The sequence below is a fragment of the Arcobacter sp. F2176 genome (genome assembly GCF_004116465.1).
In the GTDB taxonomy this organism is placed as follows: domain Bacteria; phylum Campylobacterota; class Campylobacteria; order Campylobacterales; family Arcobacteraceae; genus Arcobacter; species Arcobacter siniprincipis.
The window spans coordinates 57148-82907 of record NZ_PDJV01000003.1; the positions used below are offsets into that span (position 1 = coordinate 57148).

Annotated in this window: 28 protein-coding genes; 22 read left to right on the forward strand and 6 right to left on the reverse strand. The window is 27.0% G+C overall.

Annotated elements, in window-relative coordinates:
• The first annotated feature begins 30 nt into the window (after positions 1 to 30).
• From CRU95_RS03420 to CRU95_RS03465, 10 genes are all read left to right on the forward strand, one after another.
• Positions 31 to 1179, forward strand: a complete 1149-nt coding sequence (locus CRU95_RS03420; RefSeq protein ID WP_129099752.1) for a FecR domain-containing protein — start codon at positions 31 to 33, stop codon at positions 1177 to 1179.
• Positions 1176 to 2945 (forward strand): diguanylate cyclase, encoded by a 1770-nt coding sequence (locus CRU95_RS03425; RefSeq protein WP_129099753.1) that lies wholly within the window; start codon positions 1176 to 1178, stop codon positions 2943 to 2945. Before CRU95_RS03420 ends, CRU95_RS03425 begins: the two co-directional genes overlap by 4 nt.
• Positions 2946 to 3118: 173 nt before the next feature.
• Entirely contained in the window at positions 3119 to 5032 is a 1914-nt protein-coding gene (gene htpG / locus CRU95_RS03430) for a molecular chaperone HtpG (RefSeq protein ID WP_129099754.1), read from the forward strand.
• Between the two features lie 264 nt (positions 5033 to 5296).
• A complete protein-coding gene (locus CRU95_RS03435) occupies positions 5297 to 5680 on the forward strand; it encodes a hypothetical protein (RefSeq protein ID WP_164969717.1) in 384 nt (127 codons plus the stop codon).
• A gap of 67 nt (positions 5681 to 5747) precedes the next feature.
• A complete protein-coding gene (locus CRU95_RS03440; RefSeq protein ID WP_129099756.1) occupies positions 5748 to 6044 on the forward strand; it encodes a nucleotidyltransferase family protein in 297 nt (98 codons plus the stop codon).
• Positions 6045 to 6067: 23 nt separating this feature from the next.
• Complete coding sequence (locus CRU95_RS03445; RefSeq protein WP_129099757.1) at positions 6068 to 6376, forward strand: nucleotidyltransferase family protein; 309 nt, start codon at positions 6068 to 6070, stop codon at positions 6374 to 6376.
• Positions 6369 to 6701, forward strand: a complete 333-nt coding sequence (locus tag CRU95_RS03450) for a DUF86 domain-containing protein (protein WP_164969718.1) — start codon at positions 6369 to 6371, stop codon at positions 6699 to 6701. The genes CRU95_RS03445 and CRU95_RS03450 overlap by 8 nt, the downstream gene beginning before the upstream one ends.
• A 123-nt stretch (positions 6702 to 6824) precedes the next feature.
• Positions 6825 to 7568, forward strand: coding sequence for a sulfite exporter TauE/SafE family protein (locus tag CRU95_RS03455; RefSeq protein WP_129099759.1), 744 nt, complete (start codon positions 6825 to 6827; stop codon positions 7566 to 7568).
• 1 nt (position 7569) lies between these two features.
• Positions 7570 to 8391, forward strand: coding sequence for a LysR family transcriptional regulator (locus tag CRU95_RS03460; protein ID WP_129099760.1), 822 nt, complete (start codon positions 7570 to 7572; stop codon positions 8389 to 8391).
• Positions 8392 to 8456: 65 nt separating this feature from the next.
• Positions 8457 to 8936 carry a GNAT family N-acetyltransferase gene (locus CRU95_RS03465; protein WP_129099761.1) on the forward strand — a complete coding sequence of 160 codons (480 nt, stop codon included), beginning with the start codon at positions 8457 to 8459 and terminating at the stop codon, positions 8934 to 8936.
• A gap of 30 nt (positions 8937 to 8966) precedes the next feature.
• Here CRU95_RS03465 and CRU95_RS03470 read toward each other — a convergent pair whose 3' ends face one another.
• From CRU95_RS03470 to CRU95_RS03490, 5 genes are read right to left on the reverse strand one after another with little or no spacing between them, the layout of a single operon-like run.
• Positions 8967 to 9839: a biotin/lipoyl-binding protein gene (locus tag CRU95_RS03470; protein WP_129099762.1), complete on the reverse strand. Its 873-nt coding sequence runs from the start codon at positions 9837 to 9839 to the stop codon at positions 8967 to 8969.
• 8 nt (positions 9840 to 9847) lie between these two features.
• Complete coding sequence (locus CRU95_RS03475) at positions 9848 to 10048, reverse strand: DUF1656 domain-containing protein (protein WP_129099763.1); 201 nt, start codon at positions 10046 to 10048, stop codon at positions 9848 to 9850.
• Positions 10045 to 12144: an FUSC family protein gene (locus CRU95_RS03480; RefSeq protein WP_129099764.1), complete on the reverse strand. Its 2100-nt coding sequence runs from the start codon at positions 12142 to 12144 to the stop codon at positions 10045 to 10047. The genes CRU95_RS03475 and CRU95_RS03480 overlap by 4 nt, the downstream gene beginning before the upstream one ends.
• Positions 12125 to 13558, reverse strand: coding sequence for a TolC family protein (locus tag CRU95_RS03485; RefSeq protein WP_129099765.1), 1434 nt, complete (start codon positions 13556 to 13558; stop codon positions 12125 to 12127). The genes CRU95_RS03480 and CRU95_RS03485 overlap by 20 nt, the downstream gene beginning before the upstream one ends.
• A gap of 4 nt (positions 13559 to 13562) precedes the next feature.
• Positions 13563 to 13991: a MarR family winged helix-turn-helix transcriptional regulator gene (locus tag CRU95_RS03490; protein ID WP_129099766.1), complete on the reverse strand. Its 429-nt coding sequence runs from the start codon at positions 13989 to 13991 to the stop codon at positions 13563 to 13565.
• A gap of 204 nt (positions 13992 to 14195) precedes the next feature.
• On the opposite strand from CRU95_RS03490, the gene CRU95_RS03495 reads away from it, so the two are divergent.
• The 5 genes from CRU95_RS03495 (at position 14196) to CRU95_RS03515 (ending at position 18861) form a co-directional block, all read left to right on the forward strand.
• A complete protein-coding gene (locus tag CRU95_RS03495) occupies positions 14196 to 15146 on the forward strand; it encodes a TAXI family TRAP transporter solute-binding subunit (protein WP_129099767.1) in 951 nt (316 codons plus the stop codon).
• Positions 15147 to 15190: 44 nt separating this feature from the next.
• The gene (locus tag CRU95_RS03500) at positions 15191 to 16945 is read left to right on the forward strand and encodes a TRAP transporter fused permease subunit (protein WP_258238618.1); all 1755 of its coding nucleotides are present in this window, start codon (positions 15191 to 15193) and stop codon (positions 16943 to 16945) included.
• Between the two features lie 107 nt (positions 16946 to 17052).
• Positions 17053 to 17622, forward strand: a complete 570-nt coding sequence (locus tag CRU95_RS03505; RefSeq protein ID WP_129099769.1) for a hypothetical protein — start codon at positions 17053 to 17055, stop codon at positions 17620 to 17622.
• Positions 17623 to 17658: 36 nt separating this feature from the next.
• Complete coding sequence (locus tag CRU95_RS03510) at positions 17659 to 18273, forward strand: hypothetical protein (protein ID WP_129099770.1); 615 nt, start codon at positions 17659 to 17661, stop codon at positions 18271 to 18273.
• A 156-nt stretch (positions 18274 to 18429) separates the two neighbouring features.
• On the forward strand, positions 18430 to 18861 hold the full coding sequence (locus CRU95_RS03515) for a hypothetical protein (RefSeq protein WP_129099771.1): 432 nt from the start codon (positions 18430 to 18432) through the stop codon (positions 18859 to 18861).
• On the opposite strand, the gene CRU95_RS03520 is transcribed toward CRU95_RS03515, so the two are convergent.
• Positions 18862 to 19497: a TIGR00730 family Rossman fold protein gene (locus CRU95_RS03520; RefSeq protein ID WP_129099772.1), complete on the reverse strand. Its 636-nt coding sequence runs from the start codon at positions 19495 to 19497 to the stop codon at positions 18862 to 18864.
• A 105-nt stretch (positions 19498 to 19602) separates the two neighbouring features.
• Here CRU95_RS03520 and CRU95_RS03525 point away from each other — a divergent pair, with 105 nt between their 5' ends.
• From CRU95_RS03525 to CRU95_RS03555, 7 genes are all read left to right on the forward strand, one after another.
• Complete coding sequence (locus CRU95_RS03525; RefSeq protein ID WP_129099773.1) at positions 19603 to 20340, forward strand: 5-oxoprolinase subunit PxpA; 738 nt, start codon at positions 19603 to 19605, stop codon at positions 20338 to 20340.
• Positions 20341 to 20416: 76 nt separating this feature from the next.
• On the forward strand, positions 20417 to 20617 hold the full coding sequence (locus CRU95_RS03530) for a hypothetical protein (protein WP_129099774.1): 201 nt from the start codon (positions 20417 to 20419) through the stop codon (positions 20615 to 20617).
• 80 nt (positions 20618 to 20697) lie between these two features.
• Positions 20698 to 22218 (forward strand): cache domain-containing protein, encoded by a 1521-nt coding sequence (locus CRU95_RS03535; RefSeq protein ID WP_129099775.1) that lies wholly within the window; start codon positions 20698 to 20700, stop codon positions 22216 to 22218.
• Positions 22219 to 22220: 2 nt separating this feature from the next.
• Entirely contained in the window at positions 22221 to 22901 is a 681-nt protein-coding gene (locus CRU95_RS03540) for a response regulator transcription factor (RefSeq protein WP_129099776.1), read from the forward strand.
• A 70-nt stretch (positions 22902 to 22971) separates the two neighbouring features.
• Complete coding sequence (locus CRU95_RS03545; protein ID WP_129099777.1) at positions 22972 to 23928, forward strand: TRAP transporter substrate-binding protein; 957 nt, start codon at positions 22972 to 22974, stop codon at positions 23926 to 23928.
• A gap of 3 nt (positions 23929 to 23931) precedes the next feature.
• Positions 23932 to 24417, forward strand: coding sequence for a TRAP transporter small permease subunit (locus CRU95_RS03550; RefSeq protein ID WP_129099778.1), 486 nt, complete (start codon positions 23932 to 23934; stop codon positions 24415 to 24417).
• Entirely contained in the window at positions 24407 to 25744 is a 1338-nt protein-coding gene (locus CRU95_RS03555; protein WP_129099779.1) for a TRAP transporter large permease, read from the forward strand. Before CRU95_RS03550 ends, CRU95_RS03555 begins: the two co-directional genes overlap by 11 nt.
• The last annotated feature ends 16 nt before the right edge of the window (positions 25745 to 25760 follow it).

Here is a 25760-nt window from a genome sequence, read left to right on the forward strand (position 1 = left end):
AAAAAGTAAATTTAAAAAGAGGATTTAAATATGAATAGAAAAAATTTTATAATTTTTTCAGGAATATTAATATTATGTATTGTTGGTTTTATATATTATAAATTAGAGTATTCAAAAGATATTTTTGCTCAGATTGTTTCTAAAGTAGGGGAAGTTAATTTAGTTAATAAAAAAGGTGAATTATTAGGAAAAGTTGAAGAAGGTTATAAAATAAAAACGGGAGAATATCTTCAAACTAAAGAGAACTCTTCTGCTACAATAAAATTTATAGATAACTCTTTTGCAATTATTTCAGAAAAATCATTAATCGTTATGGAAAACTTAGAATATGATGAAGACTCTAAAAAATCAGTTACAAACTTACTTCTTTTAAAAGGAAATGTGGAATCTACTGTAGCTAACCAAAATACTTTTGGTTCAGAGTATAAAGTAATTACTCCAACACTCCAACTTGCGGTTAGAGGAACAATATTTAATGTAAATGTTGAAGGCAATATATCTAGAGCTTTTGTAACAGAAGGAAAAATTTTAGCTACAAGTGGAAATTCATCATTAACTTTAAATACTGGATATGGTGTAGTCTCAGATGGTAAAAATAAACTAAATGGACCAATATTAATATTAAATAAACCATCAATAAAATTGAATGAACTAAATATTAAATATTATAAAAAATATGTATCATGGAATAAACTTGAAGGTGCAATAAAATATCATGTTCAAATTCATTCTATATCAAAATATAACACACTAATTTATGATAAATATATCAATAAAACAGAATTAAAAGTTGGTGATTTAAAAGATGGAAAATATAAAATAAGTATACAAGCAGTTGATGAATATGGATTAGAAGGATTTAAAAATGAAAGACACTTTAGTGTGCAATCAAGTCCTATTCCTCCAAAAGTAAATGCCCCAAAAAATAGTGAGAAATCAAGAATGATTTTATTTACTTGGGAAAAATCAGTAGAAGCAAGTAAATATATACTAGAAGTATCCAAAACAAGAAGTTTTGATAAGATATTAATTAGAGTAAATAATTTAAACTTTTCACTAGATAAAATGTTATTGCCATTACAAAAAGGAAAGTACTTTATTAGAATGTCAAGTATAGATAATTCAGATAAAATAGGTCCTTATAGTGAAACCTACCAATTTGAAGTAGAGAACAAATGAGAAAGTCAGATAGCATATATTGGAAACATCAATTATGGATAGTTATATTATCTTTATTTATTACATATGCTTTCTCATACACTTCTTTTTATAATAATTTAAAAAACTATTTTAATGATACGATGCAATATTTAGCATCTGAAGAAAAGTATTTTACAGACTCAATAGTTATTGATATAAATGATACTTCCTTAAAAGTCTTACAAAAAGATTTTGGTCATTGGCCATATACAAGAGATAAGTATGCACTTTTAGTTGATTTTTTGCAATCAATGAATGTTAAAAACATAATCTTTGACATTAATTTTGTAGATCCAAGAGCTAACGATGATATCTTTAAAAAAACTATAAACAAGTACAATAATATTTTTTTTGTGACAAGTGCTTTACATGAAGATATTCCAATGAGTTTAGAAGAACAAAAAAAATTAAAAGAAATTTCGTGGAGTGCAAATTCAAATATACCTGCATTGAAATATTATGGTTTACTTATTCCTCATGATAATATTATTAGTGGTGATACAATCTACAAATTTGGAATTACTTCTGTTTTAGGAGATAATGATGGCTTAATTAGATCAATTCCAATGTTATATAATATAGACTCCAATTTACTTCCATCATTACTTCTTAGAATTCAATACCCAGGTGAAAATCTACCAAAACTAAACTATAATTCAAAGACTAATGAACTTTCTGTAAATAATAAAACATGGCATGTTGATGAAAAAAATAGAATAAAACTATTTTATCCTCAAAATGCAAACTCAATTATTTCTATTCCTTTTTATAAAATTATCAAAGTAGCATTAAATAAAAAGTCTATTTCAAATAATAACTTTTTTAAAAATAAAACAGTTTTTATAGGTAGTTCAGCTCTTTCTTCTGATAGAATAAATACTCCAAGAGGAGCTATGTCAGGATCATACTTACTTGCAATTGCTTATGAATTATTTAAAGGTAATTTACTACTAAAAAAAGACAATATCATAGCAAACTCTATATTATTATTAATTGCTGTTTTATTCTCATTATATTTTAGTAGTAGAAAAGATATCTATAAAAAAGATGTAATAACAGTTACTCTATTGACTTTTGTTATGACTATTGTTTATGGATTTATTTCTCTAAAATTCTTTTATTTACAGAGCAATTTATTTTTTTCAATATTAACTATCATATTTTCAATTGCATTTACTATAATAAATCATCAATCAGCTTTAGCCAAATATAATCAAAAATTAATTGAAGAGACTAAAAAACTATATAATGAAGCTAATTGTGATTCATTAACAGGCTTATTAAATAGACGTGGATTTGATGAACAATATACAAAGTACAAAGAAATCACTCAATTAAAATCTTTCCAATCTACATGCCTTGCAGTTATGGATTTAGATCATTTTAAAAGAGTAAATGATACTTATGGTCATGACATTGGGGATTTAGTTTTACAAAAGTTTGCAAAACTTTTAAAAGAACATTCAAGAGATATTGATGTCCCAGTAAGATGGGGTGGAGAAGAGTTTGTAATTTTATTAAGAAACACAACAATAGAAGAATCAATCATTATATTAAATAGAATTCGGGAATTGTGTATGGAAATGGATATAAAAACTCCTCAAGGAATATTAAATGTAACAGTTAGCACAGGAGTTACAACTATAGAAGATTTTTCTAAAACAATTGACTCACATGTTAAAAAAGCTGATATTGGTTTGTATCAAGCAAAAGAAGCTGGTAGAAATAGAGTTTGTATTTCATAAATATAGAATAATTTAGCACTTATCTACTAAAAGTGCTAAATAAATTCAAAACTTTAGCTTCCTTTTATAAAGTTTTGATAAAATTTCTTTTACAAAAACTAAAAATTATAGGTGAAATTCATGGCAGACGTTGCGAAAGCAACTTAACCATGCCCTAAATAAAAAGGAACAACATGGCAAAACATCAATTTCAAACAGAAGTTGGACAACTATTACATTTAATGACTCACTCTTTATACTCAAACAAAGAGATTTTTATAAGAGAATTAGTATCAAATGCAAGTGATGCAATTGATAAGTTAAATTACTTAAAATTAACAGATGAAAAAATCAAAGCAGCACTTCCTGAGGATTGGGCTGGTGAGATTAATGTTTCTTTTGATGAAGCAGATAAGTCTTTGACGATAGTAGATAATGGTATTGGTATGACTGATGAAGATTTAATTGCTTCTATTGGTACTATTGCAAAATCAGGAACGAAATCATTTATTGAAGCAATGACTGGTGATGCGAAAAAAGATTCGAACTTAATCGGTCAATTTGGTGTTGGTTTTTATTCTGTATTTATGGTGGCATCTCATGTTGATGTTATCTCTAAAAAAGCAGGTGAAGAGACAGCATACAAATGGTCAAGTAATGGTTCTGGTGAGTTTGACTTAGGTCCTTGTACAAAAGAATCAACTGGAACTGTTATTTATATCAAATTAAAAGATGAAGAAGCAGAAGAGTTCGCTAGCAAACATAGAATCGAAAATATTGTTAAAAAATATTCAGATCATATTGCTTATCCAATTTTCTTAAATTATTCAGAAGAAGTAACTGAAGAGTTGAGTGAAGAAGATAAAAAAGCTGGAAAAGAAGCTAAAAAAACTACTGAAAAAAGACATGATAAAATAAATGCAGCAACAGCTCTTTGGATGCAACCAAAAGCTAAAATCAAAAAAGATGAGTACAATGATTTTTATAAATCAATCTCTCATGACTCTATGGATCCTATGCTTACAATGCATACAAGAGTTGAAGGTGTAAATGAGTATACAACACTATTTTATATCCCTTCAATCGCTCCTATGGATATGTATAGAGCTGATTATCAACCAGGTGTTAAACTTTATGTTAAAAGAGTATTTATCACAGATAGCGAAAAAGAATTATTACCTACTTACTTAAGATTTGTAAGAGGTATTATTGATAGTGAAGATTTACCATTAAATGTTTCAAGAGAAATCTTACAAGAAAATAGAGTAATGGCAAATATCAAACAAGGTTCAGTAAAAAAAATCTTAAGTGAGATTAAAAAATTATCTAAAGATGAAGAAAAATACGCTGAATTTGTAGCTCAATATAACAGAGCTTTAAAAGAGGGTGCTTACCAAGATTATACAAATAAAGAAGCTTTATTAGAACTACTTAGATACAAATCAACAAAAACTGAAGCTGGTAAAATGACTTCATTAGAAGCATATAAAGATAGAGCTGACAGTGAACAAAAAGCTATTTATTATATCATTGGTGAAAATGAAAATGTAATGAAAAACTCACCATTACTAGAAGCTTATAAGAAAAATGATATCGAAGTATTAATTTGTGATGACAAAGAGATTGACGAAATCATCACTCCAGGATTACAAGCTTATAAAGAGTGGGAATTTAAAGACATCACTTCTTGTGAAGCTCCAAAAGTAGAACAAAGTGAAGAAGCAAAAAAAGAGGTTGAAGAAAAATTTGAATCAATCACTAAAAAAATCAAAGATATCTTAGGAGAAGCTGTTAAAGAAGTAAGAGTAACTAACAGATTAAGTGAATCACCATCTTGTGTTACAAAAGATGCAGGTGACGCACAAATGGCTCAAATGATGCAAATGATGAGAGCAATGGGACAAGCAATGCCAGAAGGCGCTCCAATCCTAGAAATCAACCCAGAGCATGACATAGTTAAGAAATTAAACGGTTGCCCAGATGATGCTCTTATTGCAGATGTATCATGGGTATTATTAGACCAAGCGAAACTATCTGAAGGTATGGAAATTACTGATGCAGTTCAATTCGCACAAAGACTAAACAGAATTACAGCAAAAGCTCTTTAATAAAAGAACTATTTGCACGCATCTTCTGCGTTGCAAATAGTTTTTCTTTCAATCACGTACTTTAGTACGCTCAATCAAAAAAAACTATCTGCGCCTTGAATCTACATACAACTAGTTCTTTTATTAATTTATTTTTATGTAGATATGTAATAAAATTATTTATTATTATGAGGAATTATTATGTTCAAAGAAATCTTGAAAAGCTTGTTGTATACAATATTCAATTATTTTATTTTAGTAATTTGTTTTAATATGATATTCATTTTGGCAATAGGATTTTCATTTAATATTAATGATGATTCTTTTGCTTTTAATAAAATATTAGTTGTAACAAGTTCTATTATCGCAATATTTTGGTTTTATTTTTCAATCACAGATAGAAAGAGTTTTAAATTCTCTTTTTCTAATAGAAAATTTAATTATATCAAGCTATTTACTATTTTATTTTTTTCTCATATCATATCTTTTTTAGTTAATTATTTCTATCCAGAGTTTATAATAAATAATATAGTTGATAATCAAGAAAATATTTTAAATATGATTTATATAATATCAGATTCGCTTTTGTTAAAATTAATAGTTGTTCCTTTCATTTTGTTTATAGGTTTAAAAAATACTATTTATTATTTTTTGCTTTCACTTCTTTAAAGTAAAATAACTTCCATATTAATAGATTATTTTATGCTATAAATTTAAAATCAAAGAAGGACTCAAAGTGACAAAAGAATATATTATTAATTATCTTAGTGAACATAAAGATGAATTTTCTAAAAAATTTGGTATTACTAAGCTTGGGCTTTTTGACTCTTATGTTAGAAGTGAAGCTAAAGAGAATAGTGATATAGATATTCTTGTGGAGCTTGAAAATGGTCTTATTAACATTTACGATAAAAAATCTGAGTTTAGAAATGTATTAGAAAATCACTTTCAAAAGAAGATTAATATTGTAAGAGAAAAATATTTAATACCTATAATAAAAGAAGATATTTTAAGAGAAGTAAAATATATTTAGATTCCAATATGATATAATACTATATGGAAAAAGAATTATTAAATAAAATTAAAATTGAGAAACAAAAACTTTTAGAAGATGGTTTTAAAATCATTGGAGTGTTTGGTTCTTATGCTACTAATACTCAAACAAAAGATAGTGATATTGATTTATTGTATGATATTGAGCCTACTTTTGTGAAAAAATATGCTGGCTTTGAGGCTTTTTCTCGATTGTCTGAGATAAAAGAATCTTTGCAAAAATCTTTGAATCTTAAAGTTGATATTTCTACTATTGATAATAATTCTACTACATTTAAAAAATATGCCCTAAAAGATGTTGTTTATGTCTAGTGCAAAACAAAAGCTTGAGTTTATTTTAGAAAATATTTCAAATATTGAAGAATTTAAAACTAAATACAAAACTATTGAAGCTTTGTTAACTGATTCGATGGGTTACAATGCTACTTTAATGTGTTTGTTTCAAATTGGTGAAACATTACATAAGCTAAGAGATGAATCTTTTGCAGATAAATTACCTATAAAAGGTACTTATGATGTTAGAAATTTTATTGCACATGATTATGAAGGTGTAAATAAAGTTATTATTGAAGATGTTATAAGATTACACTTGCCACAACTTAAAGCAAATATTGAAGTTATTCTTCCAAAAATATAATCTAAAATTTAAATACATTTCAGAATAAGCTTCTTAAAACAAAAATTTATCTTTTTTAGTTATAATTATTAGTAATGCCTTTAGGTATTACTGATAATTATATGTAATATTAAAGGTAATCATATGGACTTTGATTTTATTCTTGCTTTTGCTGTTATTCTTTTGATTTCTTCTATTGTTCATGGTGGTATTGGTTTTGGCTTTGGCATGATTTGTACGCCCTTGGTTGCTTTATTTACTGATATTCAAACTACTATAATGTATATGCTTATTCCTACTATGCTTGTAAATATTGTAAGTATCATGAGTGAGGGTAAGTTTTTTGAGGCTTTGAGGAAGTTTTGGTTTATCATAACTCTCATGGTGATAGGTAGTTGTATAGGTACGGGTTTGCTTATATTTGCCAACTCTGAGTATTTTAAACTTCTTTTGGCTTTGATTATTTTTGTTTATTTATTTCAATCTTTGGTCAAAATTGAGGCTACTTTTGTATCTAAATATCCTAGAGCTTCAACTTATGGGTTAGGTATCTTTGGTGGTATTTTATCAGGTCTTACAAATATTGTAGCTCCTTTGATGATAATGTATAGCATAGAGATGAAGTATTCAAAAAAAGATACTATTCAGTTATCAAATTTGTGTTTTCTTTTTACAAAAATTGGACAGATGGGTGTATTTTTGTATTATGGTTCTTTTACTTTTGAATCTTTTAAAGTATCAATGCTGAGTTTGATTATAGTTGCTATAGGTCTATTTTTTGGTATAAAGTTGAAAAAGAGAATCGATGCAAAGTTTTATGCAAAGATATTAAAAGTTTTACTATTTATTATAGCTACTATTTTAGTAATTGAAACGGTTGGTCATTAATATGGATTCAAATTTATTAAAAGTATTTATCGCTGTTGCAAATACAAAGAGTATATCTTTGGGTGCAAAAGAGCTTAATTTTACCCAATCAAATGTAACATTAAGAATAAAACAGCTTGAAAAAAGTTTGGGCTATGAACTCTTTCATAGGACAAATAGGGGAGTTGTTTTAACCCTAGCTGGTGAAAAGCTTTATCCTTATGCTGTGGATATTGTAAAAAAAGTTGAAGAAGCTAGTTTAAAGATGAAAAATGTAGATTATCAAAAGCTTTTAAAAGTAGGTTCAACCCAATCAAATACTACTATTAGACTTACAAAGTTTATAGAAAATATAAATAAAAACTTCAAAGATATGAAACTAGACTTTGTAGTTGATAGTAGTTTAAATCTAATAGAACAACTGCTTAATTATAAACTTGATATTGCCTTTGTAAATGGAAACCCAAATCATAAAGACATAGAAGTTTTAAATATATTTAAAGAAGATATTGTCTTAGTTGAACCAAAGGACAAAATAGCAGAAGATACTATTTTTGCATATAAAAATGGTTGCTTAAATCGTATATTTTTAGAAGAATATTTAAATAATGAAAATGAAAATAAATACAAAAAAGTAAACCTAGAAAACTATGAGTTGATACTTGCATGTGTGAAAGCAGGATATGGAGTAGCTCTATTTTCAAGAGAGATTATCGAAAAGTTTGGTTATACAGAAAAATTAAAAATTACACAGATGGATTTTAACTTGGATACTTACTTGATATGTAGAAAAGATTTTATTCCTATGATTGAAAATTATTTAAGAGATATAAAATTGATATAAAAACTATTTTATTTATAAGAAATTAAGCCTATTTTGTTATATTCATTTTTTTTAAAAGGATAAAAATGTCAATAACAATAAGAGATGCCGTTGCATCTGATTCACAAACTATTTTAGATTTTATTATTGAACTTGCTGTTTATGAAAAAGCAGAACATGAAGTTAAAACAAATGTTAAGGAGACAAGAGAAGCTATTTTTGGGAAAAACTCTACAGTAAAAGCTTTGATTTGTGAAGAAGATGGAGTAGCCATTGGTTATGCTGTTTATTTTTACAATTACTCAACTTGGCTTGGGAAAAATGGTATTTATCTTGAAGATTTATATGTATCTCAAAGTAAAAGAGGAAATGGTGCAGGAAAAACTATATTAAAACATCTTGCTAAAAAAGCTTTAGCTGAAAACTGTGGACGATTTGAATGGTCTTGTTTAGATTGGAATACTCCTTCAAGAGAGTTTTATGAAAGCCTTGGTGCTGTTGCTCAAACTGAGTGGGTAGGGTATAGACTTGAAGGTGAGACTTTAAATAATTTTGCTAATAGTTAATAATTGATGCCATAAATTATGGCATCGTTTTTATTTATTTTTTAACTCTATGGTACAAGTTGTACCTGCTCTTAAGGTATATCCTTTTGGCACTTCATCTATAGCTATTCTTACAGGTATTCTTTGTGCTAGTCTAACCCATGTAAATGATGGATTTACATTTGCTAAAAGTCCTTTTCCTATTTGGTTATCTCTATCTGTGATACCTGTTGCTATACTTTGAACATGTCCTTTTATTGTAAAGTCAGTTCCAAGTGGATTCATAATAGCTTCATCACCTATATTTATTTTTGTAAGTTTATGCTCTTCAAAATATCCATAAACCCAAAAGCTGTTTTCATTTAACATAGAGATATGACTTTGACCTTTTTGTATAAAATCACCTTTTTTCAGAAGTAAGTTATTTATCCAACCACTTGTAGGTGCATATACAGTAGCTCTTTGTAAATCAAGTTTTGTAATGTCTAGTTTTGAAAGGGCTTCATTTAACTCCTCTTTTGCCATAAGCAAATTATATTTTGCATCATCTTTTACATCTTTTGGAATAATACTGTCATCACCTTTTATTCTTTTATCATATTCTGCTTTTTTCTTAAGATATTGTGCTTTTTTTATTTGAACAATTGATTGGGCTCTTTGTAAGTTTGCTTCAAATCTTTTTTTATCTATTTCAAATAGTTTGTCATCTTTTTTTACATATTGATTATCTTTTACATATACTTTTGAAATCATTCCTGATACATCAGGTGCTATTAGAGTAATATCTGCTCTTATTCTTCCATCTCTTGTCCATGGAGAATCAACATAGTTTTGCCACAACTTCATTCCTAAAACAATGGCTATAGTAACTACGCTAAATGTTATAATATATCTTAAAAGTTGTACGATTTTATTTTTTTGCATATAAATCCTTATTTATAAATTAGTAGCGAAAAGCTTGTAAAAACACACACGAAAAGTGCTGTTCTAAATAGTCCTGGATGCCAGACAAATTCATAAACTCCTAAGTCGGCTAAAACCTTATTTAGTAATACTTGGATTAATCCTGCACATAAAAATATTACTATTAGTGCTGGAATCTGGATACCTAAAATCGATACGATTAAATTCATATAGTTTCTCCTTTTATTGGTAAAAACTCTTTTCTTTTCATAAGTGAGTATATAATTGAAAAGTCCAAATATATATCTTTTAAAAGTTTTTGATCATTGGCTGATCGTAAGTGAACATGTTCAAATTCATTTATTACTTCTCTTATTTTTTCCATTTGTTCTTCTTTATTATTTTTATCTTTTAAGTCAAAATACTTTCTAATCAAGATAAGTATTTTATTTATCTCTGGTGGTTTTGATTTTGTAAAAAGTGTCGCATTTTTTCTTATATTTATAATAGCTTTTCCTATTTCAAGTATTAAAAGTACCCATCTAAATATCTTGTTATTTGATTTGTTATCAAGTCTTCCTATTGCTGAGTATCTTTGTATTAAATCAAAACTTGCACTTTCAAGTCTCACTCTTTGCAGGGCAAGTTTATCTTTAGTTGTTATCTCAATTTGTTTTGATAAGGCCTTTTTTACCCTTGATTCAATCCAAATATTTGATGTAAAATTTATAAGTATAAAACTAAGTCCGGAAAAAAGTAGTCCAACAACTGTAGCTATGTTCATATCCATAAATGTGTCAAAACTTATACTATATTGTGTGTGAATAGCACAAGTTGTAATAAATATAAGTAAAAACCCAAATCCAATCAAGTTTTTTCCTGGCAGTATCATAAAAAGTGAAATTCCAGCTAACACAGGAGTTAAAAATAAACACAAGGTAAATAAATCACTTACATACATAGGAATGATATAAAAGTTATATATGGGAGTTATAATAAAACCTACAGCTGCACCTTTTAAGAAGTTTTTAGTAGCTCCCACTGGATTTGGGGCAGTACTTAAAAGTAGAGTATTAGCAACTGCTGGCAGTACTGCTAAAGAACCATATTCCCAACCTGAGATTATCCAAATAGTTATAACAATGATTAAGGTTATTGAAGCTCTTAGAATCATAAGTGAAATAAGTACATTATCACTATAAGTGGAAAATTTTAAATTTTCAGCAAATTTCTCTAGTCTTTTTATTTTGTCACTATTTGTTGTAAAACCATAATAAGTATTACAATAATCATAAATCTCAGATTCTAATCTAAGAAAAAGTGAGGTAATAGTGTTAAAATCATGAATTAAATCAAAATCATCTAAATCAAGACTCTTCTTTTCTTCTTCAATTTTCATTTTTGTAATATCTTTTACTTTTTTTAGTTCATTTATTAAAGCTGGCAAATTATTGCTATTTGAATAGTTTGATAAACATTTTTCAAAATCTATATAAATTCTTTTAAGTGAGTCAATAAATTCACTATTATCTTTATTATTATTTAGTGTATTTCTAAGTGAAAAAAATGTGGTATTTATGTGCATAAATTGAGAATTTAATCTCTTATAATATAACTTATCGGTTTTTTTCATATTTGTTTCAAAAGAGCTATTTACTCTTAAGGCATCAGAACCTAAAATATCCCTTGCATAGTTTATATTTTCATTTTCAAAATCAAATAGATTTTCACTCTTGCTAAGTGAAGTAATCAAAAGGCTAAATTTATTTTGCTCACCTTTTAAAAGTGTATTTGATAGTTTTTGAGGAAAGAGTATCTCACTTACAAAACTTGCACATAAAAGACCAATTACCACTTCTGATAATCTATCTATTCCATATGTAAATACATTTAAAGGATTTTCAATCGTAGGCATTGCAACTAAGGCAATGGTATATCCTGTTAGTACAAACCCATAAGACATAAAGTTTCTTGACATAAAACTAATCACTGAACAAAGTCCAACCCATAGGGCAAAAAACAGAGTAAAGGATACTCTATCTTGGGCAAAAGCACCAACTAGAATTATTGCCATTATTGTACCAATAACGGTTCCTACAAATCTATAATAACTTTTTGAAAATACAAGTCCACTAAAGGGTTGCATTACAATAAATACAGTAAATACTGAAGTTTGTGGCATAGCTAAGTTAAAATACATACAAATACATAAAGCCAAAAGTGCAGCAATAGTTGATTTTATTATATATTTAAAGATGGGTAAGTCTTTATTTATCCATTCCTCTATGGCTAAAGATATATTTTGCTTACTTGCTACTAAGTACATCTTTTGCCTTATTTTTATATCCACCACCTAAGGCTTCAATTAAATCAATATGAAGTTGAAATTTCTTGTCTTGTAGTGCGATTTCTTTTATTTTTTCTTCTTCTAATTCTATGTTCTTATTTATAAAATTGATTTTGTTTTTTATACCTAATTCATACACTCTTTTTTCAATATTTTTGTTTTTGTTTTTATTAGAAATAACTATTTTTTCAGATTTTTCTTGGGACTTATTTAATTGTATTTTCTTTAATGTTGTAACTATATTATTTACAGCTTTTATTATTGTCTCATTGTATGCATATACTTGGGCATTATAATCATTTACTTTTGTATTTAGGTTTGATTCTCTTCTTTTTGCATCAAAAATTGGTAAAGAAAAGGCCACACCAGCTTCTGGATCAAAAGAAGATTCTTTAAGCAATTGGGAAAATGGAAATGATGTAAAATGCAACAAACCACTTAATCTAATATTTGGATAAAACTTTGATTTTGCATTTTCTATATATTGTTCTTTACTTGCTAAAAGATATTTTTGAACAGCTACTTCTGGCAAGTGAGAAACAATATTTAAATGAATATCTTTGGGTATAGAGATTTTGTATTCATTTGAAATAGAAGGGTTTTCTAACTTATTTATTTGTGATGGTAAAAGTCCTGCAATAACTGCAATAGAGTTTTTTATATTTTCGATTTCTTCGTTTACATTTAAAATATCTTGGTTGATTTTTTCGATTAAGTAGTTGCTTTCATTTACTTTTTCTTTATTTGATAGTCCCATATTATACAATTCATTTAAAATATGATGTTTTTCATAAATCAATTTTTTTAAAGTAGAGAGTTTTTTCAATTTTTCAATTTTGAAATTCCAAGAGATATATAACTTACTAGTAGAAGTAGAAATTGCCAATTGTTTTACTTTTATCAAGGCATCTTGAGCCAAGGCTTCATTTTTTGAAGCTTTAATTAATGAAGCTCTTTGATTCCAAAAGTCAAAATCGTATTGTAAATTTAAACCTGTTTGATAAAGATTATAATAGTTTCCACTTAATGGTTCTGGGAAAATATAGTTTTCACTAAATCTTTGTCTAGTAGCTTGGGATTCAAAATTTACATTTGGTAAATTTGAAGATTTTTTTGCTTTGATTATATTGTTTGCTTTTTGGTATTTTGCCTCTAGTTGTTTTAAACTTGGAGCATTTTTTATTGCATCTTCTATTAATATATTTAGTTGTTTATCATTAAAATCTTTCCACCAAGAATTTTTTAGTTCTATATCATTACTTGAAAATTCATTTAAATCTTTAATTAACTCATCATCTATTTTTGTATCTTTTATTGTATTTGATGTTGTTACTTTAGGAACACATCCTGAAAATAGAATAGTTAATGAAATTACACATAGTATTATTTTCATATTTTTATGACTTCAAATTTGAGTGTATATTTTTTAATGTTTTAATTAATAAGGCTTCTTTTTCTTTATCTATACCTTTTAAAGCTTCTTCTTCAACTTTTTTACTTGCATCTTTTAAAATTTGTTCCAATTTTTTACCTTCATTAGTTATGCAAATCAAATATGCTCTTCTATCATTCTTTTTAGCTCTTCTCTCTACCATTCCTTTTTTTTCAAGTTTATCTATTAGAAGAGTTAAGCTTGATTGTTTAAAGTAAGTATCTTTTGCTAACTCCCTTTGAGTTAAATTGTCTTTTTCACAAAGTCTTCTTATAATAATACTCTCAGATGGGGAAATACCATATTCCTGCAAGTCTTTTTCTAAACGATTTTTTAGTAAATTTCGTATATTGGCTACTAATACACCAAATGCATTATCTATTTCAAACGACATATTTATTCCTTAAAATTAGTGGGGATTTAAATGTTATTGTATTAATAGTTAATATGTTAACTATTAATTAGTTAATGGAATAATATTCTAATTAACTTAAAAGGGTATAAAAATTTTTACCTAGTTTAATCAAATCCCCAATCTATAGGGCTAAATTTAATTTTAAATTGTTATAATTTTTGAATTTTAATATTTGGAGTAAACATGAAATTATCAAAAATCTTATCAATAGCTACAATATGTGCTATTACGCTAAGTGCAAATGCATCTGAGCGAATAACTTTAAAAGCTGCAAAATCTACATCATCTTATTATCAAATGGCAGTACAAATTGGTGAAGATGTTAGTAAAGCTTCAAATAAAAATTTGAGTGTAACAATTGAAGAGAGTCAAGGGTCTGTTCAAAATGTAAAAGAGGTACGAAAAAGAAAAGGAAATTATGTTTTTACAACACCTCCTGCTTTAATTGGATTAGCTAAAAACAAACAAGCTATGTTTAAAAATGATAATCCAGAGGATTATGCAAAAATAAGATCACTTTTTCCTATCCCATATTTGACTATGCATATGGTTGTAAGAGCTGATTCTGATATTAAAACTTATGAAGATTTGAAAGGAAAATCATTACTTATAGGAAAAGGAAGTTTTGGAGCTAAAGAGGCTAAAAAATATATTGATTTATTTGGTTTAAAAGATGATGTTAAACTAATAGGTGCAGAATTATCAGGTGCAGTTACTGCACTTAAAAATGGACAAATTGATGGGTTTGCAACTTCTGGTTCTTATCCTGCACCAAATGTAATAGAAGCAAGTGCTAGTGATAAAATAAGACTTTTAAGTATGAATGATGAACAAATTACAAAAACAAAAAGAGATAAAATAATAATCCCTGCTGGTACATATACAGGTGTTGATGTAGATGTTGCAACAACTACACTTCCAGTTGGAGTTTATACAACTACAAATATGAGTGAAGAGACTGCTTACAAACTTACAAAAGCATTTTGGCAATCAAAACCACAGTTAGAGAAACAAAATATTTGGTGGAAAGCAATCACATTTAAAAACTTAAATATGTTTAAAACAAAACTACATAAAGGTGCATTAAAATACTATATGGAAGTTAATGCCACTATTCCTCAAAGCCTAAAATAATGGTTCAAAAGAAGAGTCGGTCACTGTCAATAAAATTTTTGGTAGTGACTTTTTTAGCATTTATTACAGTTGGTTTTCATATTTACTTAATCTTTACAGGGCTTATGCCAAACTTGGTAAGTAGACCTTTACACTTAGCTTTAGTTTTACCTTGGATTTTTCTTTTATCACAAGATGAAGATAGTTCAAAACTGATTAAATATGGTGGATATATATTATTAGTATGTGGTCTGTTTTCTTCTTTATATATAGTTTTTAATTATAGTGATTTAGAAGATCAATATGGTTCATTAGAAGGTTCTTTACAATACTTTGTTGCTTTATCTTTACTTTTAAGTGTTTTAGAAATGGCAAGACGAGCTATAAAACTAGCACTTCCCTTGACTGCAACTATTGCCTTAGCTTATGGACTTTGGGGTCATTATATCCCTGGAGATTTTGGACATCAAGAGATACCAATGGATAGTTTCTTTGGTACATTAGTTATAGCAGAAGGTGGTATATTTGGAGCTTTGACAGGGGTTTCTGTAAATGTCGTAGCAGTATTTGTAATACTAGGAGCCTTTGTGGGAATAGGTGAGGGTGGTAATGCCTTTATGTCTTTATCTACAAAAATTGCGGGAAGATTAAGAGGAGGGGCGGCAAAAGTATCTGTTTTGGCTTCTGCTTTTTTTGGCTCTATTTCTGGTTCTGCTTCTGCAAATGTTGCTTCAACTGGTGCTTTTACAATTCCTACAATGAAAAAATTAAAATATCCTGCAAGTTTAGCAGGTGCTACTGAAGCAGTTGCTAGTACTGGTGGACAAATTATGCCACCACTTATGGGAGCGGGAGCTTTTATTATGGCAGAATTTTTAGGTGTGCCATATGCTAAAATTATGTCAACTGCTATTTTCCCTGCTATTTTATTTTTTGTAACAGTTTGGATAGGTATAGATGTATTTGCTAAAAAATATAATCTTCTTGCTATGGATAAGGAAGATATTCCTAAATTAAACTTGGTTTTAAAACTGGCACCATTTTTTCTTATACCTTTTGGAATTTTGCTTTATGCTTTGATAATAGTGGGAAAAACACCTCAATACTCAGCAGCCCTTGCAATCTTTGCTTCTATTTTACTTTTACTTGTAAATAGGGATTGGAAAATATCATTTAAAGAGTTTATAGAAAAATTTGTAGATGGTTGTATTACTGCTTCTAGGCAAATTGCATCTATTGCTTCTGTTATTATTTGTGCAGGTATTGTAATTGGAGTTTTAAATATCACAGGTATTGGGGTTAAAATCACTTCTGCTATTTTATATTTATCAAATGGACAACTTTTTGTAGCCTTACTTTTAACAGCATTTGCTTGTTTGATTTTAGGTATGGAAGTTCCTACTACGGCTGCTTATATCATTTGTGTATCAATTGCAGGTCCTACTTTACAAGAGTATGGATTATCAGCTATTCAAGCACACCTTTTTGTATTTTGGTTTGCTTTACTTTCCACTATTACTCCACCTGTGTGTGGTACAGTTTTTATAGCATCAGGAATAGCCCAAGCAAATTGGATAGAAGTAGCCGGGAAATCTATGAAATTAGGTATTGGATTATATATTGTACCTTTGGCATTTGTTGTAAATCCATTTTTGATAGAACCAGATACTAATTTTTTATATGCATTTTTATCTTTTATAAAAATTGCACTTGGTTTAGGTCTTTTATCAAATGCTTTAGTTAATGATAAACAAAAAACAGTTTTAAGAGTAGGTCTTGTACTTTTAGGATTAATAATTATCTTTTATCCCTTTCAATAAGCTATAATACTGTAGCTTATTGGAAAACTTCAATAAAGTACTTCAAAGTACTTGCATAAAATAAGTTTTTTTCTTATAATAAAGTAATTTAATAATAAGTAGCCACTATGAACTTTTTTAAAAAAATTTTAAACTCATTGAACCAAATGTCAAATCCCGTGTTTAGCTTCGATGCCAATAAATCAGAGCTATCTTTTATTTTACCAAATGATGAAAAGTTTGATTTTACACTAGAAAACTATGAAGTAAAAACAAGACATGATCCTTATGTCTTAGAAGCATATACTTTCAATAGTAATGATTTATTTTTTGAATATATCCATTTGGATTCAAATTGCTCGTGGAATGGTCTTGCAAGAGGTTATTTTGAGAATTTGTTAAAAGACTCTATAAAAGAGAATTTAGAGTTACAAGAGAGATTTGAATTTAAACATTATGAGTTCTCTACTTATAAAACAGCTACAAAAGGTTTTGTCCATCTAATATATATTTGGGAAGTAAATAAAGAAGTATTTATGATAGATAAAAAAGGAATACTTTATAATGAGTTTATAAAATTACTAAAAAGTGATTATGAATATAAATATAGTGGAAGAGAAATTTTTGATTTATATCATGAAATAAGCTTAGTAAAGCATAACTCTTTAAATCATTACTTTAATGGAAGTAGTGATTAAAATATAGTATAATAAAAGAAAAACAAAGGATAAACTATGTTTTTCAAATCACTTATTTTCTCATTAATTGCTATATTTTTTACTTCTTGTGCTTCAAGTAGTTTTTATTATGATAAAAAAAATAGCTCTGCAAATATAAATTTATTAAATGTAAATAAAAAAATAACTCTTACAAATCCAAAGGTAGAACATACCTTTTCTCAATGTACAATTAATTCATATACTTTAAAAGATGATAATCAAATATATGGAAATCTATTTTTAGAAAATATTCAATTAAGTGATAATTGTCATTGGAATGGTTCTGTAACTGGTTTTTTTACATATGAATTAAAAACAAGAATGAAATTCAAAAGTTTTGAGTTAGTAGATAGATTTTCAAAAGATTATTATGAAATATCAACTTATAAAGTAAATAATGAAAAATATGTAAGTATTATTGATATGTATACGATAAATAGAGATGTTTTAATTATAGATAATAAAGGAAAATTATCACAAGAAATAATTAAAATGTTAGATCCCAAATTTAACTTTAAATATGTAAATGCTCCAAGAACTGACATAAACTACAATTATAGTTTGGTTAAGTTTAATATGTTTAATTCATATTTTACAAAAGAATCAGAAAGAAGAATACGGGGAAATTAAATAACGGTGGAATCACCGTTATTAATAAGGAGACAATAGCAACGAAAGCTAAAGTTTGTTTGTATGACGAAAGAATTGTAATGTAAATAGGATAAAATATATCCTATTTAAAAAAGTTATAAAAGAAATTTAATTTCTATTTAAGGAGAAACTTTATTGTTTGATGAAGCTACACAATTTTTATATCAATATAAAAATAAACAATTAGAAGCCAAAGATGTATCAGAACTAAAAGAAGAAGTTGAGAAATATAAAAATGAAATCATAAAAAGTGAATATTATAATAAATTTTATGATAATTATTTAAATATAAAAGGTTACACTTATAGGCTTGAAAGAAGTGATTTAAGACTATTTTATACTTTTCAAGAAGCTATATACTCTATTGACTTAGCAAAGTTAACTCATGATGAAGAGGGTGTTTTATTAAATACTGTTGTTTATATATTAGTAATAAATGATTGCATCAATGAATATTTAGAAAATGATATTGATGAAAATATAAAACAAAAAGCAATAGAATTTTATCAAAATGAACAAAAAAGAGTAGCAGCAGAAAATAAAAAATATCACATGTACCAAAACTAATTAATTTATATTAAATAGTTTTAGTATATCTTTTTCAATAAAATCCAAATCATCAGTTAATATAAATACATCTAGTTCATTTTTACTAATCATTCCCTCTTTTAATAATGTATTTTCAATAAAAGAGATTAAGTCTTTCCAAAAAGTTGTATCATAAAGATATATTTTTAGGTTTTTCAGTTTTTTAGTTTGAACTAAAATAATTATTTCAAAAAGTTCATCGAGTGTACCATATCCACCTGGAAAAACTACACAAGCAGCTGAGTATTTTACTAGCATGTATTTTCTTGAAAAGAAGTAATTAAATGTATGATTTCTTGTAGTAAAAGAATTTAGTTTTTGCTCATTTGGAATTAAAATATTTAGCCCAATTGATTCTACACTTTTTGCTTTATACGCACCTCTATTGGCAGCTTCCATTATTCCACCACCTCCCCCTGTAACAATATTGATATTTTTATTTGCTAAATTAAAAGCTAAATCTTCAGCTAGTTGACAAATTTCTGTATTTTGACTTGTTCTTGCACTTCCAAAAAATGTTACACAATTTTTGATATTTTTAAAAATTTCTTCACTGCAATTAAAATCGTTTGCTATTTTTCTTCTTTCTACTATCTCTTCATTGGACTCAATCATTTTTTCTCTTTTGAATTTTTATAGAATTATATTGAAAAAAAATAAGAAAATGAATTAAATATAAAATTTGTTATAATTAATATAAATAATTTATTAGGTAATAGCATGAACATAAAATTAAATTGCGATGTTGGTGATAGCTTTGGTATTTGGAAGATGGGAAATGATGAAGAGATAATGCCTTATATTAATATGGCAAATCTTGCTTGTGGTTTTCATGCAGGTGATGCATTGAATATGGAAAAAGCAGTTAGTTTAGCAGTAAACTACAATGTTCAAATGGGAGCTCATATTGCATATCAAGACTTATCAGGTTTTGGAAGAAGAAAAATAGTATATTCTTTAGAAGAAATTTTAGCCATTGTTATATATCAAATGGGTGCACTAAATGCTTTTTGCAAAATATATGGGAAAAGTATATCTTATGTAAAACCTCATGGTTCTCTTTTTAATGATATGATGGATGATGAATCGATTTTTAAATCAATTTTAAGTGCAATTAGTGCTTATGATAAAAATATAAAATTAGTTATTTTATCAAGTCAAAAAAATGAAAAGTACAAACAAATAGCGCTTTTATATGGAATCTCTCTTATATTAGAAGTTTATGTGGATAGAAATTATCACGATGAAGGTTTTATTCTTTCCCGAAGTGAAAAGGACTCTTTTATAAATGATGAGTTAGATATTATACAAAGGGTAGAGACTTTAAAAGAAAGAGGATATATAACTAGTAAAAATGGAATTAAACTTTTTTTACAAGCTGATACAATATGCTTACATGGGAGTTCTGAGAAAAATTATAAGTTTATAAAAGTAGTTAGTGGATTATTAAATAATTAATTATATTAAGTTTTTTTACACACTTCTTAGACACTTTTTGTAGTTAAACTTCGGGCTTTAAAATAAAGGGGAAAAAATGGCTGAATTATTATTTTTTGCGGGGGCAATATTACTTTATTTATATTCATTTTTATATAGAAAGTTGGCTTTAGTTGCTACTTTAGTTTTGTTTATTATTTCATACAATATGAAAGTAGATGTTGTTTTGATTTGTGTAACTATATCTTTCTTGGTTGTTATTAGATTGAGAAAACAGGGTGTAAAAGATGACCTTTAATATAAAGAGAACATAAAATTAGTCTATTACTTACCATTAACTCACTTTCATAAAATATAATTAAAAAAAGTAGGATTATAATGTTTACAGAAAAGAATATACCAAAATTAATTATATTAACTCCTATAATTACAGTAATACTTATTGCTTTTTTTAATATATACTTTTTTATACAAAATCAAAATAAATACTTTAAAGAAGAAAGTATAAGAGTTGAAAATGACTATATTTCAAAGCAAAAGAATATTCTTGAAAGAGAAATTCAAAGTATAATAAACTATATAAACTTCCAAGTGAAAAATAATAAAAAGTTAAGTATTGAAGAGTTGAAAAATCAAGTTTTAAGATATACCGAAACAATTCGTTATGAAAAAAATGGATATATTTGGATTCATGATACTTCTTATTATTTAAGAGCTCATCCTTTTAGAAAAAATAGTTTAAATACATATGATATTTCTTTAAAAGATGCAGTAGGTAGTTTTATAACTAAAGAGTTTGTGAATAAAACAATAAAGAACCCAAATGGTGTTTTTATAGAATACTATTGGCAAAAACCAGGAAAGATAAATTTCTCTAAAAAACTTGGTTTTTTTAGGCTTTATCAAAAATATAATTGGGTTATTGGTGCTGGATTATATATTGATGACATACAAAACTCTATAGACAAGAATAAAGAACTATTAGAAAAAAGAATTGACAAATATATTAGATTAGTAGTATTTATATCATTTCTTGTTATGTTAGTGATTGGTATTATTTCTTATATTATGTCAAGAAAAATCTCAAAAGCTTTTAAACATTATCAAGAAAATGTACAAAAAAAAGAGTTTCTTTTAGAAGATATGAACAAAAATTTAGAAAAAAAAGTTCAAGTTGCAATTGAAGAGGTTCAAAAAAAAGATAGAGCAATGCTCCATCAATCAAGATTAGCTCGAATGGGTACAATGTTATCAATGATAGCTCATCAATGGAGACAACCTTTAAGTGAAGTAGCTGGTATATTAATGGAACTTGAAACAGCAGCAAAGTTTAAAAAAGCAGATGATGTGATGATAAAAGAGTCTGTTGAAGAATCTAATAAGCTTATCCAGTTTATGTCGTATACAATAGATGACTTTAGAAACTTTTTTAAACCAGATAAAAAGAAAGTTTATTTTTATATAGAAGATTCTTGTATGGAAGCTATTTCTTTGATTAGTGCATCTGTTAAAAATTCAAATATTAAACTTCATTATAATATAAAAATGAATTATGAAATTTATGGATATAAAAGAGAATTTGCACAAGTTTTATTAAATCTTATGTCAAATGCAAAAGATATATTAAATCAAAGAGAAATAAAAAATCCAAGAATAGATTTAGAAGTAGATTTTAAAGATGGATATGCAATTGTAATTGTTCAAGATAATGCAAATGGGGTAGAAGAAGAACATTTAGATTTGATATTTGAACCATATTTTACTACAAAAAGTAGTTCTCAAGGTACAGGACTTGGACTATATATGTCTAAGATGATTATTGAAAAAAATATGGGTGGAGAGTTAAGTGTTGAAAATACAGAAAATGGAGCACTTTTTAAAATTAAAGTAAAGGTATAAAAATGGATGAAATAATAGAACAATTAAAAAACTATACAATTCTTTGTGTTGAAGATGAAGATGGTATTAGAAAAAGATTAGTTAATACTCTAAAATACTATTTTTCAGAAGTTTATGAAGCAGCAAATGGAGAAGAGGGCTATTATTTATACTATGAAAAGAAACCAAATATAATAATATCAGATATAGAAATGCCAGAAAAAAATGGTATTCAAATGGTTGAAGAAATAAGAAAAAATGATTTGACAACTATTGTAATAATGCTAACTGCATATTCAAGCGAAGAGTACCTTTTAAATCTTATAAATCTAAATATAAATCATTATATTTTAAAACCAGTTGTTTCAGATAATTTATTAAGTGGAGTTATAAAAGCCCTTGGAAATAAACTAAAAAAGAAAGTTGTATTTTCAGAAGAGTTGTACTTTGATATGGGAAAAAGAGAACTTTATTATAAAAATGAAAAAGTTCTTTTAAGAAAAAGAGATAAAAATTTTCTTCTTTTACTTCATGAAAATAAAAATAGAGTATTAACTTATTCTATGATTGAAGAGTATATTTGGAAAGATAAATCTATGAGTATGAGTGCTTTAAAAACTTTTATAAAAGAGTTAAGACAAAGATTACCAATAGAATTAATAGAAAATATTCCTCAAGAAGGCTATAAACTAAAACTTCATTAAATATTTTAAAACTCACTAATTACTCACTATATAAAACTATTATTACTTATCTAAAAAATAAGGAAAACTCATGTTGAAAAAATGTTTAATTATTGCTTCACTTGCCAGTATGGTTTTTGCTGGAAATGTAAAAATGAATTTAAATGCAAAGTATGGAGCAGATAACTTTCATACTGTTGGTGCTGAAAAATTTGCTACATTAGTAAAAAAATATACAGATGGAACTGTTGATATTACAGTATATCCAGGTTCTTCATTGGTAAAAGGTAATCCTTTAAAAGCTGTAAAAGATGCAACTGTTGCTATGGCTGATATGTTTATACCATTTACTGCTGGTGGTGGTAAAGTATTTGGTATCTCTGCTTTACCATTTATTGCTCAATCTTATGATGATGCTTATAAATTATATCAAATCTCAAAACCTGCATATGAAAAAACTGCAAGAAGATGGAATCAAAAATTACTTTATAGTGTAACTTGGCCACCATCTGGGTTTTATGGAAATAAAAAGTTAGAGTCATTGGCAGATTTTGATGGTGTAAAAACTAGAACTTATGATAAAAACTCTGCAAACTTTGTAAATGGTGCAGGAGGAAATGCAGTCGCCTTACCTTGGGGAGAAGTTTATTCAGCTCTAAGAACGGGTTTAGTTAATTCTGTTATTACATCATCAAGTTCAGGGAAAGATGGTAAATTTTGGGAAGTATTAACTGACTTTACAAAAATAAGTTATGCTTATCCTTTACAAGCAGTTACAGTTAATCTCGATTATTGGAATTCTTTAAGCTCTTCTCAAAAAGATGCTATGTTAAAAGCAGCGGCAGAAGTTGAAAAATCACAATGGGAAGCTGTAAAAGCAGAAGATAAAGATGCACTTGATACTATGGCAAAAAATGGTATGCATATTTGGGAAACTACTCCAAAATTAAAAGAAGAGTTATCTAAAGTTGCTGATAAAATGCTAAATGAGTATTTAAAAGATGCCAACAAAGATACTAAAAAAATATTTGAAGAATATAGAAAGTAAATTATGAAAATATTTTATTCTTTTATAAATAAGCTCTCATTGTGGGGAGCTTATTTATCATCACTTTTACTAATATCATTAGTTTTATTAATCTTAACAGAGATATTTATTAGATACTTTTTTGATATGTCCACAATGATTGCAGATGAATATAGTGGATATTTGTATTTAGCTGCAATTTTTTTAGGTTTAGCTTATACTTTTAATGAAGATGCACATATTAGAATTAATATTTTAACTTCTAAAATGAGTCAAAAATCAAATAGGTTTATTGATATATTCGCTGGTTTAATTACTATTGCTATATTAGTTTTTGCACTATATAGAACGATTTTATTTACTTATGATTCATATGATATGCAAATGGTTTCAGAAGGAGTTTCCGAAACACCATTATATTTAACTCAATTAGTTATGCCTTTAGGAATAAGCTTATTTATCTTGGCAGTTTTAACTTTTGTTTTGAAAGGATTAAGAAATGATATCTGATCCTTTAATTTTATCAATTGTTCTTGTATTTATAATGTTTGTATTTTTGTTATCTTCAATTTGGATCGGGGTTTCATTAATCTTAACAGGTATTTTAGGTATGTTGATTGCTGTAAATCATTTACCACCAGTGCTCTCAATATATGACAAGATTGGTGATTTACTTGCAGCTTCTATGTATGACTCTTTGAACTCTTGGTCTTTGGCAGCTTTACCAATATTTATTTTAATGGGAGAGATTTTATATAAATCATCTATTTCTACAAGACTATTAAATGGTCTAACTCCTTGGTTGAGTTTTATTCCCGGAAAACTTTTACATATAAATGTTGCAGCATGTTCACTTTTTGCAGCAATATCTGGTTCAAGTTCAGCAACAACTGCAACAGTTGGAAAAATTACCCTTGATGAACTTAAAAAAAGAGGTTATTCAAAATCGCTTGCATTAGGTTCCCTTGCAGGAAGTGGAACATTAGGATTTTTGATTCCTCCTTCACTTATTATGATTATTTATGGAGTATTATCAAATGTATCAATAGGTAAGCTTTTTATGGCAGGAATTCTTCCTGGTCTTTTACTAGCTACTCTTTATTCAGTTTATATAATGATTGCTGCAAGTGTTGATAAAAGTGTAGTTCCTGTAAATAAAGATAAATATTCTTTAAAAGATTTTACTCATTCATTAAAAGATTTATTTCCCGTTATATCTTTGATAACAGTAGTGTTAGGTTCTATTTATGGAGGGCTAGCAACTCCAACTGAAGCTGCTTCTTTAGGTGTTTTAGGTTCAGTAATTTTGGCAATTTATTTTAAAAGTTTATCAATTGAAATTTTGCGAAATGCTTTATTAAATACTATTAAAACTTCTGTAATGATAAGTTTTATAATAGTTGGAGCTGGATTTTTATCTCAAGTAGTAGGATTCTTAGGTATTGCAAGAGCAATTAGTGAATTTATAGCCTCAATGGGGCTTTCACCTTTTGCTTTGATTTTAATTATTGGTATAATGTATGTATTTTTAGGAATGATTTTAGATGGTATTTCTATTGTTGTTATGACTTTACCTATTGTATTACCTATTGTTCAATTAGCTGGTTTTGATCCATTATGGTTTGGTATATTTTTAGTATTTATGGTAGAGTTGTCTCAAATCACCCCACCAGTTGGTTTTTCACTCTTTGTTATACAAAGTATAAGTGGAGAAAAAATAGAATACATATTAAAAGCAACACTTCCATTTTTTATTTTGATGATTGTTGCAGTTGTTTTAATTACAGTTTTTCCAGAAATTGTAGAGTTTGTACCTAGATATATGACTGCAAAATAGATTGATTTATAGGAGA